The sequence below is a fragment of the Paraliobacillus ryukyuensis genome (genome assembly GCF_003315295.1).
In the GTDB taxonomy this organism is placed as follows: Bacteria; Bacillota; Bacilli; order Bacillales; family Amphibacillaceae; genus Paraliobacillus; species Paraliobacillus ryukyuensis.
On record NZ_QNRI01000011.1, the window covers coordinates 1 to 15,952 of the forward strand.

Annotated in this window: 12 protein-coding genes; all 12 read right to left on the minus strand. The window is 37.7% G+C overall.

What is annotated here, in order from left to right; all coding sequences use genetic code 11:
* Nucleotides 1-1,037 precede the first annotated feature (1,037 nt).
* Nucleotides 1,038-2,423 (minus strand): 23S rRNA (uracil(1939)-C(5))-methyltransferase RlmD, encoded by a 1,386-nt coding sequence (gene rlmD, locus DES48_RS13210; protein WP_113869861.1) that lies wholly within the window; start codon nucleotides 2,421-2,423, stop codon nucleotides 1,038-1,040.
* Between the two features lie 155 nt (nucleotides 2,424-2,578).
* Nucleotides 2,579-3,487, minus strand: coding sequence for a diacylglycerol kinase (locus DES48_RS13215; protein WP_079708711.1), 909 nt, complete (start codon nucleotides 3,485-3,487; stop codon nucleotides 2,579-2,581).
* A gap of 139 nt (nucleotides 3,488-3,626) precedes the next feature.
* Entirely contained in the window at nucleotides 3,627-5,057 is a 1,431-nt protein-coding gene (gene gatB, locus DES48_RS13220) for an Asp-tRNA(Asn)/Glu-tRNA(Gln) amidotransferase subunit GatB (RefSeq protein ID WP_113869862.1), read from the minus strand.
* Nucleotides 5,057-6,526, minus strand: a complete 1,470-nt coding sequence (gatA, locus tag DES48_RS13225) for an Asp-tRNA(Asn)/Glu-tRNA(Gln) amidotransferase subunit GatA (RefSeq protein ID WP_113869863.1) — start codon at nucleotides 6,524-6,526, stop codon at nucleotides 5,057-5,059. Before gatA ends, gatB begins: the two co-directional genes overlap by 1 nt.
* A gap of 14 nt (nucleotides 6,527-6,540) precedes the next feature.
* Complete coding sequence (gene gatC, locus DES48_RS13230; protein ID WP_079708708.1) at nucleotides 6,541-6,831, minus strand: Asp-tRNA(Asn)/Glu-tRNA(Gln) amidotransferase subunit GatC; 291 nt, start codon at nucleotides 6,829-6,831, stop codon at nucleotides 6,541-6,543.
* Between the two features lie 167 nt (nucleotides 6,832-6,998).
* The gene (locus tag DES48_RS13235; protein WP_113869864.1) at nucleotides 6,999-8,180 is read right to left on the minus strand and encodes a CamS family sex pheromone protein; all 1,182 of its coding nucleotides are present in this window, start codon (nucleotides 8,178-8,180) and stop codon (nucleotides 6,999-7,001) included.
* Between the two features lie 33 nt (nucleotides 8,181-8,213).
* Nucleotides 8,214-10,235: an NAD-dependent DNA ligase LigA gene (gene ligA, locus DES48_RS13240; RefSeq protein ID WP_113869865.1), complete on the minus strand. Its 2,022-nt coding sequence runs from the start codon at nucleotides 10,233-10,235 to the stop codon at nucleotides 8,214-8,216.
* Between the two features lie 19 nt (nucleotides 10,236-10,254).
* Nucleotides 10,255-12,486, minus strand: a complete 2,232-nt coding sequence (gene pcrA, locus DES48_RS13245) for a DNA helicase PcrA (RefSeq protein ID WP_113869866.1) — start codon at nucleotides 12,484-12,486, stop codon at nucleotides 10,255-10,257.
* Between the two features lie 12 nt (nucleotides 12,487-12,498).
* Entirely contained in the window at nucleotides 12,499-13,188 is a 690-nt protein-coding gene (gene pcrB, locus DES48_RS13250) for a heptaprenylglyceryl phosphate synthase (RefSeq protein ID WP_113869867.1), read from the minus strand.
* 197 nt (nucleotides 13,189-13,385) lie between these two features.
* A complete protein-coding gene (locus DES48_RS13255; protein WP_113869868.1) occupies nucleotides 13,386-14,375 on the minus strand; it encodes a Gfo/Idh/MocA family protein in 990 nt (329 codons plus the stop codon).
* Between the two features lie 25 nt (nucleotides 14,376-14,400).
* Nucleotides 14,401-14,703, minus strand: coding sequence for a YerC/YecD family TrpR-related protein (locus DES48_RS13260; RefSeq protein ID WP_113869869.1), 303 nt, complete (start codon nucleotides 14,701-14,703; stop codon nucleotides 14,401-14,403).
* A gap of 30 nt (nucleotides 14,704-14,733) precedes the next feature.
* The gene (locus DES48_RS13265; RefSeq protein ID WP_113869870.1) at nucleotides 14,734-15,789 is read right to left on the minus strand and encodes a DUF3048 domain-containing protein; all 1,056 of its coding nucleotides are present in this window, start codon (nucleotides 15,787-15,789) and stop codon (nucleotides 14,734-14,736) included.
* Nucleotides 15,790-15,952: the final 163 nt, after the last annotated feature.

Sequence of the window (15,952 nt, forward strand, 5' to 3'; positions counted from 1 at the left end):
CTTGGTGTTTCTCGTAGGAAACGTAATTTTTTATACAAGTCTTTCATAGTGCTAGGAATCATTCTCATTCTGTTTGCTGTTTATCTAGCAAGGCCTCATTAAAAATCATAGTTATATATAGATTATAAATACGCACCTTTTTTAGTAAACTAAAAAAGCACATGGACATACGTTATTTTAATAATTGTAAGTCTGCTTGAATGTTTCTTCAATTATTGAAAAACGTATTTTAAATTATTGTGATAATCATACCGCTCCCTCTATATGATAGATATAGAGGGAGCGGTATGATACCGACATGATTTTTCTTTCTAAATTATCTTTTATTAATCTAGTAGAACATCTTCAGTAAATTAATATTTCCAAATTTTTCATTGAAATCTACGCCATATCTGATTAAGATTATATAAAATTAACAATGAAGTAAAGAGCTCTGTTTAAATTCTAGAAGTCTATTAATCACTCTGTAAGCTTTTATTCTATTAATAGATACACTTTTGTGACTGCTAAACTAGGTTAGACAGTTGGTATGTGGACAAATATTTTAAATACAAATCATATACTGTAACATTGAACGAATTGGGAAATTGGGATATCCCTAGCGCATAGCGATGTTAAAAAGAATATTACTCACTGGCCAAAATATTCAGTGAAACAGAAACGAGTGACTGTGGAATAGTATTATGGATGTAATATGACGAATTTAACTTAATTTCTTTCTCTAATATGTACCGTAAACATAAACGTCCCTCAAATTTTCCCCATCCATCCCGTATTCCACCATTCGAATTAAAATAAAGTTTTCCGACCGAATCCCTATTTTGAAGGATTTTTGATTTAAAGACACTACATTTCTCCCCCCCTTTTTCAATTTTTTTTAAAATAAAGTTTTCCGAGAATGTTGCGTAATGGAAACACGAGAAAACCGAGAAAAGACAAGGGATGAGCATGAAAAAGACCCTGAAATCGGAAATGTTTGTTTTCACGAAATCGGGGTCTTAATCAGAAATGTTTATTTTGGCTCGGTAGTTTATATTTTAATTAGACAATTTACGAACTAACTCTACGACGCACTCCACATGATTCGTCTGTGGAAACATATCGACCGGCTGCACCTGTTTCGTTTCATATCCACCATCTTCTAAGATACGCAGGTCACGTGCTAATGTCGATGGGTTACAGGATACATAGACAATTCGTTCTGGTTTCATCGCAAGCATAGCTTCTAACAACGCTTCGTCACAGCCTTTTCGTGGTGGATCGACAACGATAACATCTGGTTGTAAACCTTGTGCTGTCCACCATGGCATGACTTTTTCTGCTTGTCCGACAAAGAATTCTGCATTATCGATATGATTACGCTTGGCATTTTCTTTTGCATCTGCAATTGCCTCTGGAACAATTTCGACACCGTAGACTTTCTTGGCTTGTTGCGCAAGAGAAAGTGAGATCGTTCCAATTCCACAATACGCGTCAATGACGGTTTCTTTACCGGTTAATTGCGCATATTCTAATGCTTTATCATACAGTTTTTTCGTTTGGGGTGGATTTACTTGATAAAATGATTTTGCGGAAATCGCAAAGGTTAGATCACCAATTTTATCATGAATATAGGCATCGCCCCATAATAGCTTGGTTTCTTTACCAAGAATGACATTGGTACGCTGGCTATTGATATTCTGCATGATCGATTTCACGTTTGGATAGGTATCTTTTAGTTCCTGAATTAATGCCTTTTTATTTGGCAATTCATTGGTTCTAGTTACAATGACAATCATTGTTTCATTTGTCATTTCACCTGTTCGCAACATAATATGGCGTAAAACACCGCGATGGGATTTCTCATCATAGGCCGGGATGCCTAATCGATCGGCAATACTACGCACAGCTTCAACCATTCGGTCGTTAACTTCAGAGTTAATAATGCATCGATCCATATCTTCAATGATGTCATGGCTTCGTTTACGATAGAAACCAGTAATTAATTCACCATTTTTTGCTGCTACTGGGATTTGTACTTTATTTCGGTAGCGCCAAGGATCATCCATACCGATCGTTGGATGTACAGGGACGTTATCGATATGCCCAATTTTTTTCAACGAGTTCGTTACTTGCGTGCGTTTCATGTCTATTTGCATTGTATAACTCATATGCTGTAGCTGGCATCCACCACATTGATAATAGACATTACACGGTGGTTCTACTCGATTTGGACTAGCATGTTCAACTTCGATTAATTTGCCTATTGCAAAGTTTTTCTTCACTTTAATTATTTTCACCTTTGCTTGCTCATCAGGTAAAGCATAAGGTACAAAGATTGGATATCCATTTAATTTGCCAACACCATCGCCTTCATGGGTCAAATCTTCGAATGTTAATGTTAGCATTTCATTTTTCTGCACTGGAGCTTTTTGTTTTTCCATTCATTATCAACGTCCTTCATAATCTGTTACTGAACAAAGTTTATCATAAATAGTAAGGATAAGAAATAAATCACATTTACGATCGACATTTCCCGGGAAATATTCATTTATTTGTCGAAAGTGGATCAACCAAAAAGAAAAAGAAGAAATGCACGTTAGCTTTCTTCTTTTTCAATAAATGAGGCTGGTACAAAATATTCAATATGCTTGTGTAAGTTAACAAATTCACCAGGTAATAAGCCACCGAATTCCCCATCAATGTTTAACTGCATTTTTTCGTCAGCATTTACTTTAATTCGATTGGCTCGTGTATGAAAAATACGATCGTCATCCAAATGGTTACCTTTTGAAGCTAAAGAAGCGATGCGGATAAACTCAGCAAGATTGGTTTTTTTGATAATTAACAAATCAAATAAACCATCATCCATTTTCGCTGCAGGAGCCAACCGTTCAAAACCACCTACCGAATTCGTGTTAGCAACTAAAAATAGCATGATCTCTTCTTCGAAAAGTTTTCCATCATATTCGATCTGTACATTAATTGGTCGAAGTGATGGTAACATTTCGATACCTTTTAAATAATAGGCAAGTTGTCCAAGCATTGTTTTTAATTTACTTGGCACTTCATAGGATAGCTCAGTAAGTTTACCTCCCCCAGCAATATTCATGAAGTAGTGACCGTTTACTTTCCCTATATCTAAAAGAATTGATTTGTTTTCCAAAATTATATCAACTGCTTGTTGAATCTGGCGTGGTATATGTAACGCACGCGCAAAGTCATTGGTTGTCCCTACTGGGATGATACCCAACTTCGGTCGATATGGCTGTTCAGCAAGCCCGTTAATGACTTCATTAATTGTTCCATCTCCACCTGCTGCAACCACAATATTAAATTCTCTTTCTACTGCGTGTTTTGCTGCATTTATCGCATCTCCAGCACAAGTGGTGGCATAAACGGATGTTTCATAACCAGCTTGTTCAAAACGCTGTAATACATTGGGCAATTCTTTTTTAAATGCTTCTCGTCCAGAAGTGGGGTTATAAATAATTCGTGCACGTTGCATTAAAAGCCCCTCCTTACTCACGCTTTTCTACTTTATTATCTTAGTCTATTTAGTAGGAAAAGCAAAGTTATAGTTATAAGTATAGTGCTTATTTAAAAGTTTAAAAGAAGGCTACGAGCAGTAGCCTTCTTAAAGCATCTTATCGTTTTTCGATTTCTGCTAAAATAATTTTATTTACCATTGGTGGGTTTGCTTGTCCTTTTGTTTCCTTCATCACTTGTCCAACTAAGAAACCAAGCGCTTTGTCTTTTCCGTTTTTATAATCAATAATAGATTGTTCATTCTTATCTAAGATTCCAGAAATAATTTCTGTTAGTTGGCTTTCATCAGAAATTTGCACAAGGCCTTTATCTTTAACGATCTGCTCTGGATCGCCGCCTTTTTCAACAAGTTCAGCAAATACTTTTTTGGCAATTTTAGAAGAAATTGTACCATTTTCAATGAGTTGAATCATTTTAGCTAATGATGCTGGTGTTAACGCTAAATCATGTAGTTCTTTTTGGTTTTTGTTCATATAAGCAGACACTTCACCCATTAACCAGTTAGATGCTTGTTTCACTTCTGCTCCCGCAGCGATTGTTTCTTCAAAGAAATCAGCCATTTCTTTTGTGTTCGTTAGCACCATTGCATCATATGCAGGCAATTCTAATGTTTCAATATAACGTGCCTTTCGTGCATCTGGAAGCTCTGGAATTTCGGCACGGATACGTTCTTTCCATGCATCGTCTATATAGAGTGGTACTAGATCTGGTTCTGGGAAGTAACGGTAATCATCCGAACCTTCTTTGATACGCATTAAAATCGTTTCTTTTGTTTGTTCGTCATAGCGACGCGTTTCTTGCAAGATTTCTCCGCCAACTAGTAATTCTTTTTGTTGACGTTTTTCTTCAAACTCTAATCCTTTTTGAACAAAAGAGAATGAGTTCAAATTCTTCAATTCGGTTTTCACTCCAAATTCTTCTTGTCCGATGGGACGAATGGAGATATTAGCGTCACAACGTAGTGATCCTTCTTCCATTTTACAGTCTGACACACCAGTATATTGAATGATGTTTTTTAGTTTTTCTAAGTACGCATAAGCTTCTGCAGGTGAACGAAGATCTGGTTCTGAAACGATCTCTACTAATGGCGTACCTTGACGGTTATAGTCTACTAAAGAATAGCCATCATCATTGTGTGTTAATTTCCCTGCATCTTCTTCCATATGCAAACGGGTGATTCCGATACGCTTGGTTTTACCTTCTACTTCAATTTCAATCCAACCGTTCTCACCAATTGGTTGGTCGAATTGTGAGATTTGATAAGCCTTTGGATTATCCGGATAGAAATAGTTTTTACGATCAAACTTTGTATGTGTTGCGATATCACAATTTAATGCCATTGCTGCTTTCATCGCAAAGTTAACTGCTTCTTCGTTCAATACAGGTAGGACTCCTGGGTAGCCTAAATCAATTGGATTGACATTTTCATTCGGTGTTGCGCCAAAATGATTAAAGCTAGGGCTAAATATTTTCGAGTCTGTTTTTAATTCGACGTGTACTTCTAAACCGATGATTGTTTCAAAGTTCATTATTTTGCACCTCCCAATGTTGGGCGTTTTTTATGATGGTCGGTTGCTTGTTCAAATGCATAAGCCGTACGATAGATGGTTGATTCATCAAAATGTTTTGCAATGATTTGCAAGCCAATTGGTAAACCTTCACTAGAGAATCCACATGGAATGGACATACCTGGTACACCTGCTAGGTTAACTGGTATGGTTAAAATATCATTCGCATACATCGTTAATGGATCATCGATTTTCTCCCCAACTTTAAATGCTGGTGTCGGTGTAGTTGGTCCAATGATAACATCATAGTCTTCGAATACTTTTTCAAAATCATTTTTGATTAAAGTACGGACCTTTTGTGCTTTTTTATAATACGCGTCATAATAGCCTGAGCTTAGTGCAAATGTTCCAAGCATGATACGACGTTTTACTTCGTCACCAAATCCTTCACTTCGAGATAACTTAAACATATCTAACATATTGGTTGCATTTTCCGAGCGGACACCATAACGGACACCATCAAAACGGGCCAAGTTAGCGGAGGCCTCTGACGATGACAACAGATAGTAAGCTGCAACAGCATATTTCGAGTGAGGCAAGGATACTTCTTCCCATGTTGCCCCAAGATCTTCGTACACTTTTAAAGCTTGAAGAACCGCTTCTTTCACTTCAGAATTGACACCTTCTTGCAGATATTCTTTTGGTACTGCAATTTTAAGGCCCTTCACATTTTCTTTCATTGCCTCGCTATAATTAGGAACATCGATATTTGCAGATGTTGAATCCATTTGATCGTAACCAGCAATTGCTTGTAATAGATGAGCATTGTCTGCTACTGTTCGTGTGATTGGTCCGATTTGATCTAAGGAAGAAGCAAAGGCAACTAATCCAAAACGAGATACAAGACCATACGTAGGTTTTAGTCCAACTACTCCACAAAATGCGGCTGGTTGACGAATCGAACCACCAGTGTCTGACCCAAGGGAGAAGAAGACTTCATTCGCTGCTACAGCTGCTGCTGATCCACCACTAGAACCACCTGGAACATAATCAGTATTCCAAGGATTACGTGTTGGTGTATAACCAGAATTCTCATTTGAAGAACCCATAGCGAACTCATCCATATTTAGTTTACCAATGGTTACGGTATTTTCTTTATCTAGTCTGTCTACGACCGTTGCATTGTAAAGTGGATCCTCAAAGTTATCTAACAACTTACTTGCACAAGTAGTGCGCAAGCCTTTCGTTACCATATTATCTTTAATACCGGCAGGGATACCAAATAATAGATTAACAGAGGTATCTACTTGCTCATCCAATTTCTTTGCTTTCGCTCGGGCAGCTTCTTCATTTAGTGTTAGAAATGCTTGCACTTCTTCATCTACTTCATGGATACGAGCAAATGATGCATCGACTAAATCTGTAACCGTAATTTCTTTGTTATGTAGCTTTTCTTGTAGTTCTTTTAATGTATAATCAAATAACGCCATTTACAATAACCTCCTTATTCTAGTATGGATGGGACACGGAATTGACCGTCTTGTTGGTCTGGAGCATTCTTCAATGCATCTTCTTTTTCAATCCATTTTTTCGGCTCATCTTTACGCATCACATTCTTTAGATCTAATACGTGCGTGGTTGGCTCAACATTATCTGTATCTAGTTCATTTAATAGCTCTGCATAGTTAATAATATCACCAAGTTGTTTCGTCATTTTTTCGACTTCTTCATCTGTAATAGCTAAACGTGCTAAATGTGCCACGTGTTTCACTTGTTCTTTTGATATATCTGACATGACGCCACCTCCATTTTTCTCTTCGTTAACTCATAATACTTAAGATAATAGCAAAAAAAGGACTATTTTAGCAACTTAAGGTTCCTTTTGCTTTCATCATTTTCATATAAAGTAAAGGAGAGAAGCTAGCTCTCCTAGCTTCCTATGTTAAATTTTTCTTTTACTCCTTAATCATAAATATGGACTTCTGGATCTTCTTCCTCTGCTTTACGATAAATAAGACTTTCTTGCTGTTTGCCTGACATAATATTTACTTCTATATCGTAATAATTATCAAAATTATCCACAATTAAACCGTACACATATTGGGTAAACCCTAAGACTTCCGCCTTCCCTTTAAATTGAATGGGTATTTCTAATGTTAACTTTTGCAATTGATCTTTTATATAGAACCCTTCTCCTACTACACCCACATAATTAGGGAAAAATTCTTGAACATCGGATTCAAAGTCTTCTAGATTAGCATTAACATCTGGATCAATCTCTGCCATGTCGTTTGATGGATATAACACATAATCTTCATTAATGGAATCCCATTCTCCGATGGATGTACTACCACCTTTAATGTTAGTTTTAGCAACAAAGTTACCTGGTACTAATGAATCTTGTGCAGCTTCACGATAAATCGACAACATAATCGGCGTCTCTGCTAAACCATCCATTTGTCGTAAGCGATTGACTACTTCTTGGGCAATGCGATTTGCCTCATCCATCATCTCATCTTTGGGAATGGTTTCATTGTAAGATCTACCAGGTTCTGTTTCAAATTTATAGACAGATTTCATTGCGATGGCGATAGAGATACCACCTAATTCAACTGCATTGTCGCTTGTCTTTACTAGGTAATCTTGCTCTAAAATGTGTGAAAGATATTTTGGATTGTTACGTTCAGCTTCAATCAGCGCCTCTTCATTGCCTTTTTCAACATCTGGAAGAGTCGGATTTAAACCTTGAGGATTAGAACTACTCGTTTCTTCTTCCCCTTGTCTTTCTAACCAACTGTATACCACATCAGATGTAATCTTTTGCCCTTCTTGAAAGTAATATTCATCGGGATCAAATACTTCTTTTGAATGTCTGCGCAATCCTTCTTCGATGGCATCAATATCAAGACGATTCGCAATTTGATTCGTGATGACACCTCGTGTTTGACTGACTTTGTAAGGGAGTAATATTTGATACTCTTCTTCCGTTACACTGTAGCTTGGTATAATCGCAGTTTCTTGATTATCTTGGTCTGTCGTATTGTCTTCTACCATTTCTCCCTCATTATCATAAGAAGGCGCACAACTCGCCAATAGTGTTAAACCAATTATAATGGTGCATAGTATTGCTACTCTTTTAAACATTTTTCACGCTCCCCTCCCTGCTTCCTGTTCTTTCTAACCGTTTTCGGATAAATTCAAGGCTTCGATTAGCTGACTTTCATTCCAGACTGTGATGCCTAAGTCATTTGCTTTTTTAAGTTTAGATCCAGCATCTTCCCCAGCAATTAGCATATTCGTTTTTTTACTGACACTGCCGGTTACATTTCCACCAAGTGCTTCTATCTTCTCTTTTGCTTCTTGACGTGTTAATTGTTCCATCTTACCAGTTAAAACAATGGTTTTACCTTGAAAAACGGAATCTTGAACCTCAGCTGTATTCGGTTTTGCACCTAAGTACGTCATATTTAAGCCAAGGTCTTTCAATTGGTCAATTAGTTCTGTTACTTCTTCTTCAGCAAAATAGCGCACAATCGAATCAGCCATTTTTTCACCAATTTCATTCACATCGGTAAGCTCCTCGTAACTAGCCTGCATCATGTTGTCCATTGTTTCAAAATGCATCGCTAATGTTTTTGCTGCTTTTGAACCAACAAATCGAATTCCTAAGCCGAACAATAAGCGTTCGAGTGAATTTTGTTTGGATACTTCAATTGCTTCTAATAAATTATTAACTGACTTTTGTCCCATGCGTTCCAATGGCAACAAATTATCTTGGGTTAACTTGTAAATATCCGCAATAGTATGAACTAACTGTGCTTCAAACAATTGCTCAATTACTTTCTCACCTAAACCGTCAATATTCATAGCATTACGCGAAACAAAGTGAATTAATCCTTCCTTGATTTGCGCTGGACAGCTCGGATTAATACAACGCAAGGCAACTTCTCCGTCTAATCGCACAAGTTCACTGCTGCATGCAGGGCAGTGGGTCGGCATTTGAAACGGAATTTGTGATTCGTCGCGCGCTTCCATTACCACTCGGACTACTTCAGGAATAATATCGCCTGCTTTTTTGATGATAACAGTGTCTTTTAGTCGAATATCTTTCTCTCGAATTAAATCCTCATTATGCAACGATGCACGCTGCACGGTTGTACCAGCCACTTTCACAGGATCTAGTACAGCTGTTGGCGTAATGGCACCTGTACGCCCAACACTCAATTCGATGTCATGTAATTTGGTAACCGCTTCTTCCGCTGGAAACTTATAAGCAATCGCCCAACGTGGACTTTTAGCGGTTGTACCTAACTGGTCTTGATAAGAAAGACGATCGACTTTAATAACAATCCCATCAATATCATACTGCAAGTCAGCACGCTTGGTCACCCAACTATTCACATATTCGATGACTTGATCAATATTACTTGATTTCTGCCATTCCGGATTAATTTTAAATCCTAAAGAAGATAAGTATGCTAACCGCTCGCTATGGGCAGTTAATGTGCCTGTTTCCCATTGACCGACTGCATATAAGAAGATATCCAGGTTTCGGCTTGCTGCGATTTTTGGATCTAGCTGGCGTAACGATCCCGCAGCTGCATTACGGGGATTAGCAAATGGCTCTTCCCCATTTGCATCTTTTGCTTCATTTAGCGCGAGGAATGATTTTTGTGGCATAAATGCCTCCCCTCGCACTTCAATTGTGCTTGTTTCATTAATTCGAAGAGGAATACTCCGAATCGTTTTTAAATTTTTGGTAATGTCTTCACCCGTTGTACCATCTCCACGCGTTGCCCCTTGTTCGAATGTTCCATTTTCATATCGAAGGGAAACAGCTAAACCATCAATTTTCAATTCACAGACATAACTTACTTGATCCACACCGAGTCCTTCTCTAACCCGGCGATCAAAATCTCTTAAATCTTGTTCATTGAAAGCATTGGCTAAACTAAGCATTGGTACTTGATGTTGTACTTTTACAAACGCATCTAATGGTTCACCACCTACGCGTTGAGTAGGTGAATCTGATGTGATAAGCGACGGAAACTGTTCTTCTAATGATCGCAATCGCTGCATTTTTTGATCATAAACAGCATCCGAAACACTTGGTTTATCTAATACATGATATTCATAATTGTATTGCGTCAAATCCTTGCGTAACGCATTAATTTCTTGTTGTGCTTGTTGTTGCTTCATCGATTCATCCACCTCTTATCTATTCTTTCGTAATCGGTGCGAATTTTGCTAATAAACGCTTGATTCCAGTCGGTGCGGGGAATGCAATATCTAATTCCATTGACTCGCCTTCCCCTGTCACTTTAACCACCGTTCCTTGTCCCCATTTTTTATGGTTTGCTTTATCACCAACTTGCCAACCCACTTGCTCTCCACCAGTTGTCTTACGTTTAGCCGCTTTTTTAACTTTTTCTTTAGGCGCTGCTGCAAAAGGATCTGGTCGATCGGTACGTGGCTGATTGAAGCCGAACATTTTATCTTTTGCTTCTTCAATACCTTCCAGTAATTCATCAGGTATCTCATGGATAAAGCGGCTTACAGGATTTAAGTTGGTACGTCCAAATAATGTACGCATCTTCGCATGAGAAAGGTGTAATACCTTTTCCGCACGTGTAATCCCTACATATGCTAACCGACGTTCTTCTTCCATTTCTTCTTCATCCATAATAGACCGACTATGTGGAAATACGTTTTCTTCCATACCTACTAAAAAGACAATTGGGAATTCTAGTCCCTTGGCAGCATGTAATGTCATCAAAGTTACCCTATTATCTGCAAAGGGATCATCATCAACGCGATCAATATCAGAAACGAGTGCTAAATCAGTTAAGAAAGCTACTAACGTTTTGTCTTCACTGTTCTTTTCAAAATTCTGCGTAACTGACTTAAATTCTTCTAAGTTTTCTAATCGACTTTGCGCTTCGATACTGCGCTCTTTGTTCAGCATATCTTCGTAGCCCGTGCGTTTTAGTACTTCTTCTACCATATCAGTAGCTGTTAAAAACTCCTGTTGTTGTACCCACTGTTTAATCATGGCGCCAAAATCAGCTAATGATTTTGCTGCTTTTCCACTTACCCCAGCGAAATCTACTTCTTGTACCGCTGTATAAAGTGAGATATCATGATCTCTAGCATACGCTTGTAATTTATCTAGTGATGTTCGTCCAACCCCACGTTTCGGTTCATTGACAACTCGGGCAAAACTAATATCGTCATCCGGGTTTGAGATTAATCGTAAATAGGCAAGCATATCTTTGATTTCTTTGCGATCGTAGAACTTAGTACCACCAACAATTTGATAAGGGATATTAGCCTTTACAAACGTTTCCTCAACTGAACGAGACTGTGCATTGGTACGATAAAGAATTGCAATATCACGATAATTGAAGTCAGTTGAATTCACATATTCTTCGATTTTGTCTGCTACATAAATCCCTTCATATTGTTCTGTAGCTGCTTGATAATAATAAATTTTTGAGCCTTCTGTGTTATCCGTCCATAATTTTTTTGGTTTACGACCACTGTTATTGCCAATAACTTTATTTGCCGCTTGTAAAATCGATTGTGTGGAACGGTAATTTTGCTCCAACATAACAACACTAGCATTTGGATAATCTTGTTCAAAGGATAAAATGTTTTGAATATCTGCTCCTCGCCAACGATAAATCGACTGGTCAGAGTCGCCCACAACACAAAGATTTTGAAACCGAGCCGCTAGTTGTTTTACTAATGAGTATTGCGCATGGTTGGTATCTTGATACTCATCGACATGAATATATTGAAAACGTCGTTGATAATATTCCAATACTTCTGGTACACGCTGAAACAAACGAATCGTCTGCATAATTAAATCATCAAAATCTAGGGATTGATTTTTTGTTAATGTACGTTGATATCCTTCATAAACGTTGGCAATCTGTTGGTCATAGAAGTTACTCACTTCTTTTTGGTACTCTTCCGGGGTAATTAGACTATTTTTCGCAGAGCTAATTGCTCCCAACATCGCACGTGGTTCGAATTTCTTTGGATCAATATTTTTTTCTTTTAAGACATTTTTTATAACCGTTAATTGATCGCCGCTGTCCAAGATGGAAAAATTGCGACTGTAGCCAATTCGATCAATATCACGTCTTAAAATGCGTACACACATCGAGTGAAACGTGGATACCCAAATCTGATCTGCTTCTGGTCCAACAAGGGCTGCTACACGTTCTTTCATTTCTCTCGCTGCTTTATTAGTAAACGTAATCGCTAATACGTTACGTGGAGATACATCTTTCTCGTCTAATAAGTAGGCTATTCGATGGGTCAAGACTCGTGTTTTCCCACTCCCTGCTCCTGCCATAATTAACAATGGTCCTTCTGTTTTTCGAACTGCTTCTTGTTGTTTATTGTTTAACCCTTTTAATAGAGCTTGCATTGCTTGACTCATTTCGTCACCGCCTCAATTTATTTCTTTAACCGCTGCTACGGTCTTTATCGCCTGTTCAAAATAATCATATAACGCATTGCCGACGACAATGACATCCGCATATTGTGCCATTTCTTTTGCTTGCGCAAAATTTGTGATACCGCCTCCGTAAAATAACTGGGTCTCGTTGAGTTGTTCTTTCAATTGTTTAACTAAAACGGGGTCTCCATAAGTACCACTATATTCTAAATAAAAAATAGGGAAATGAAATAAATGTTCAGCCATTTGCGCATAAGCGATCGCATCTTCAGCTGAAGACAACTCGCAATCCGCGTAGGAAAATGCTTTTGCTTCTGGGTTCATAATGCAATATCCTTCAGCTGTTACATCTTCCCAAGGCAACATATCTCCAAAATCCTTTACCGCTTGATGTTGTATATCCATCATCCACTTTTTATCTTTGCTATTTAAAACCATCGGAATGTAATATAGGTCAAATCCAGGTGTAACAGCATCCATGGTTGACACTTCTAATATACATGGGACACTATGTCTTCGAATACGACTAAGTAATTGTAAAACCCCATCTAACGTGACATCGTCTGTTCCGCCAACCATGATTGCGTCTGTTCCAGATTCACAGATGGTGGTAAGCTTTTCATCTGTTATTTCTTTGTTTGGATCTAATTTGAATACATGTTTCCATTCTTTCCGATTATACAAAATTCTAGCCTCCATCCGCTACTAGTCCATTTTTTCATTATAGCAAAAAACGGCATTGTTTTCGTTAGAAAGATGTTATTTTTAATACTTTTATCATGTAAGAAAATCTTTTTTTCATAAGACTCGAACGAAGACACAACAAAAAAACTGCATCAACGAATGTAGGATACAATCGTTGATGCAATCTTTAACTCAACTTATTTATTATCAGCAGGGAATACTAAACCAATTTGTTTTCTTGCTTCATCTAGGACTGAAGCAACATCATAGGAAAGCTCAAACGTATTTACTTCTGATTGTGTTTTACCTTCTTTAATAGCTTCGATAAATGCTTTTGCTTCGTAATACATCGCGTTTTCGTTTTGCTCTCTCGTGATGTCTTCTACACTTCCATCTTTATAACATATCTCTACTTTGTTTGGACGGCTAATATAATCAATTACAATCGAGCCATCCTCTCCTTGAATTTCCGATGGAAGGAAAGAATGGGTAATCTTAGAGTACATCACTGCGCCGTTCATTTCGTCATAATCGAATGTAATACTTCCTTGTCCATCTACTCCTGAATCAAGCATATAAGCGTTTGCGGACAAGTTATTTGGTTTACCAAAGAGTGCAACCATCGGATAGATGGTATAAACACCAATGTCCATCATAGAGCCATTCGATAATTCTGGTTTAAAGGCATTTAATACTTTTCCTTCTTTATATGCATCATATCTTGAAGAATACTGACAATAACTAGAAAAGTATCGACGAACTGGGCCGATCTTATGTAGATTGTCTTTTATCGTTTGAAAATTTGGTAAGAAAGTAGTTTTTAAAGCTTCTAATAATAGCACATTGTTTTCTTTTGCAGTATCAGTCATTGCTTGTACTTCCTTAGCATTTGATGCCATCGGTTTCTCAACGATCACGTGCTTCCCGTTTTTCATTGCCTCAATTGCTTGTTCTGCATGCAAAGCATTCGGGCTTGCGATATAAATAGCATCGATTTGATCACTGCTAAAAAATGCGTTCAAATCAGTATACGTAGTAATATCCTCTTGAAACTTGCTTGCAAATGCTTCTGCTTTTTCTTGTGTTCGAGAATATACGGTTGCCAGTTGAAAATCTTCTACTTGTGATGCTGCATCAATAAAACTTTCCGTTATCCAATTTGTTCCTATTATTCCGAATCGCACCATTAAATAACCTCCTAGTTACTGTGCTTTAATTTTCTTTTTCTTCATTCAAACGACTTAAAACCATTTGATAACCATCATTTCCATAATTCAAACAACGCTTCACACGTGAAATCGTTGTTGTTGAAGCGCTTGATTCCTCTACAATCGAGTGATACGTTTGTCCTTCTTGCAACATTTTCGCCACTTGAAGTCGCTGAACAAACGATTGAACTTCACTCATGGTCGCAATATCATCAAAAAATCGATAGCACTCTTCTCGATCTTTCAATGATAAGATGGCATCAAATAATTGATCTAATTGTGTTCCCCGTAATTTATCAATTTGCATGCGTGTATCTCCTTCCTAAGTATGTGGCTATTATTCAGTAATTTGTACGTCATCTAATCCTGGACTCTCAGGGATCACATTAATCCATGTTTTACCGGGAACAAATTTCACAACTTCCCCATCACGTACAGGAAGGAGTCTTCCATCCCTATTTTCCCATTGAATTTTTTGCACTTTTCCTTTCTGTAACAAGTATGCATTTCCGCCTGAGGAAAGATCAACCTCTCTTCTACCTGCACTGTCTACCACTTCATGATGTGTTGCTATTATAAATACATTATCTAATTCTATCGGTTCTTCAGTGTCTAATTCCGCTGTTTGCTCTTGTCCATTGTAACGGTGATACTTTTCTGCTTCCGAATCATAAACATACCGTACAGGGGTCGACGTATAATTAAAAGATACTTCCGTCGCCGTTGAACCAGTAATATCTTTGGTATCTTGTTCATCTAAAAATGGCAGTGGCTCATATTCCGCTGTCGTCTCATAGCCTTTTTCTTCAGCTACTTCATACACCGCACCAAATTGTAGATAAGAGTTATGAGGCGCGCGTCGAAAATCAGCACGCTCAAATAAATGACCATCATCATCATAATAAGAGCCATTAATGTAATCGGCTGCTCCATCTTTCAACATATTTTCAATGAAAGTTGCTGCTCCATGATGAATATAGAGCGCCCCATAATCATCTGCTGTATTAAAGTAATAAGGGCGGGCACTTCGGACAGGACCTACTTGTTCTGGTTGTTCACTTTGATAGAGTGCCATAAACCGGGTAATATTTCCTTCAGCTAAAATTTCAAAGACAATATCTGCCTGAGATAAGCCAGTCTGGGGTCTTGCTTTTGGATGATTATTTACCATGACCGCCACTATGCGATTATCTACCGATTGTTCGGTTCGTTCTCCTGTTAAAGGATATACATTAGGTAGTTCTGGTTCTTCTTGCTCTACTGGTTCGGATTGTGTTTGTTCTGGTTCTTGCGTTGCTTCTTGTTCGACCTGCTCATCATTTGAACAAGCGCCCATTAATAGTAATAAGAATAAGAACAACATGGATAGCATTGGAATTATTGATTTTCGCATTAGGTATAACACACCTTTACTTGTTTTGTTTACGAGTATTTTACTTGTTTCGATTATATCAGACTTATCCAAAACTATCATCGCTTTATCTATATTATCTGCTTATCTGTGTAAACTATTTTTATTTCTTTTGCTACGCTACCCAAAAAACAGAACGTTACAC

What these genes read in the sequence shown, in the direction of transcription:
- rlmD (WP_113869861.1), bottom strand. Translation starts at nt 2,423, where the DNA reads ATGGAAAAACAAAAAGCTCCAGTGCAGAAAAATGAAATGCTAACATTA.
- DES48_RS13215 (WP_079708711.1), bottom strand. Translation starts at nt 3,487, where the DNA reads ATGCAACGTGCACGAATTATTTATAACCCCACTTCTGGACGAGAAGCA.
- gatB (WP_113869862.1), bottom strand. Translation starts at nt 5,057, where the DNA reads ATGAACTTTGAAACAATCATCGGTTTAGAAGTACACGTCGAATTAAAA.
- gatA (WP_113869863.1), bottom strand. Translation starts at nt 6,526, where the DNA reads ATGGCGTTATTTGATTATACATTAAAAGAACTACAAGAAAAGCTACAT.
- gatC (WP_079708708.1), bottom strand. Translation starts at nt 6,831, where the DNA reads ATGTCAGATATATCAAAAGAACAAGTGAAACACGTGGCACATTTAGCA.
- DES48_RS13235 (WP_113869864.1), bottom strand. Translation starts at nt 8,180, where the DNA reads ATGTTTAAAAGAGTAGCAATACTATGCACCATTATAATTGGTTTAACA.
- ligA (WP_113869865.1), bottom strand. Translation starts at nt 10,235, where the DNA reads ATGAAGCAACAACAAGCACAACAAGAAATTAATGCGTTACGCAAGGAT.
- pcrA (WP_113869866.1), bottom strand. Translation starts at nt 12,486, where the DNA reads ATGAGTCAAGCAATGCAAGCTCTATTAAAAGGGTTAAACAATAAACAA.
- DES48_RS13255 (WP_113869868.1), bottom strand. Translation starts at nt 14,375, where the DNA reads ATGGTGCGATTCGGAATAATAGGAACAAATTGGATAACGGAAAGTTTT.
- DES48_RS13260 (WP_113869869.1), bottom strand. Translation starts at nt 14,703, where the DNA reads ATGCAAATTGATAAATTACGGGGAACACAATTAGATCAATTATTTGAT.
- DES48_RS13265 (WP_113869870.1), bottom strand. Translation starts at nt 15,789, where the DNA reads ATGCGAAAATCAATAATTCCAATGCTATCCATGTTGTTCTTATTCTTA.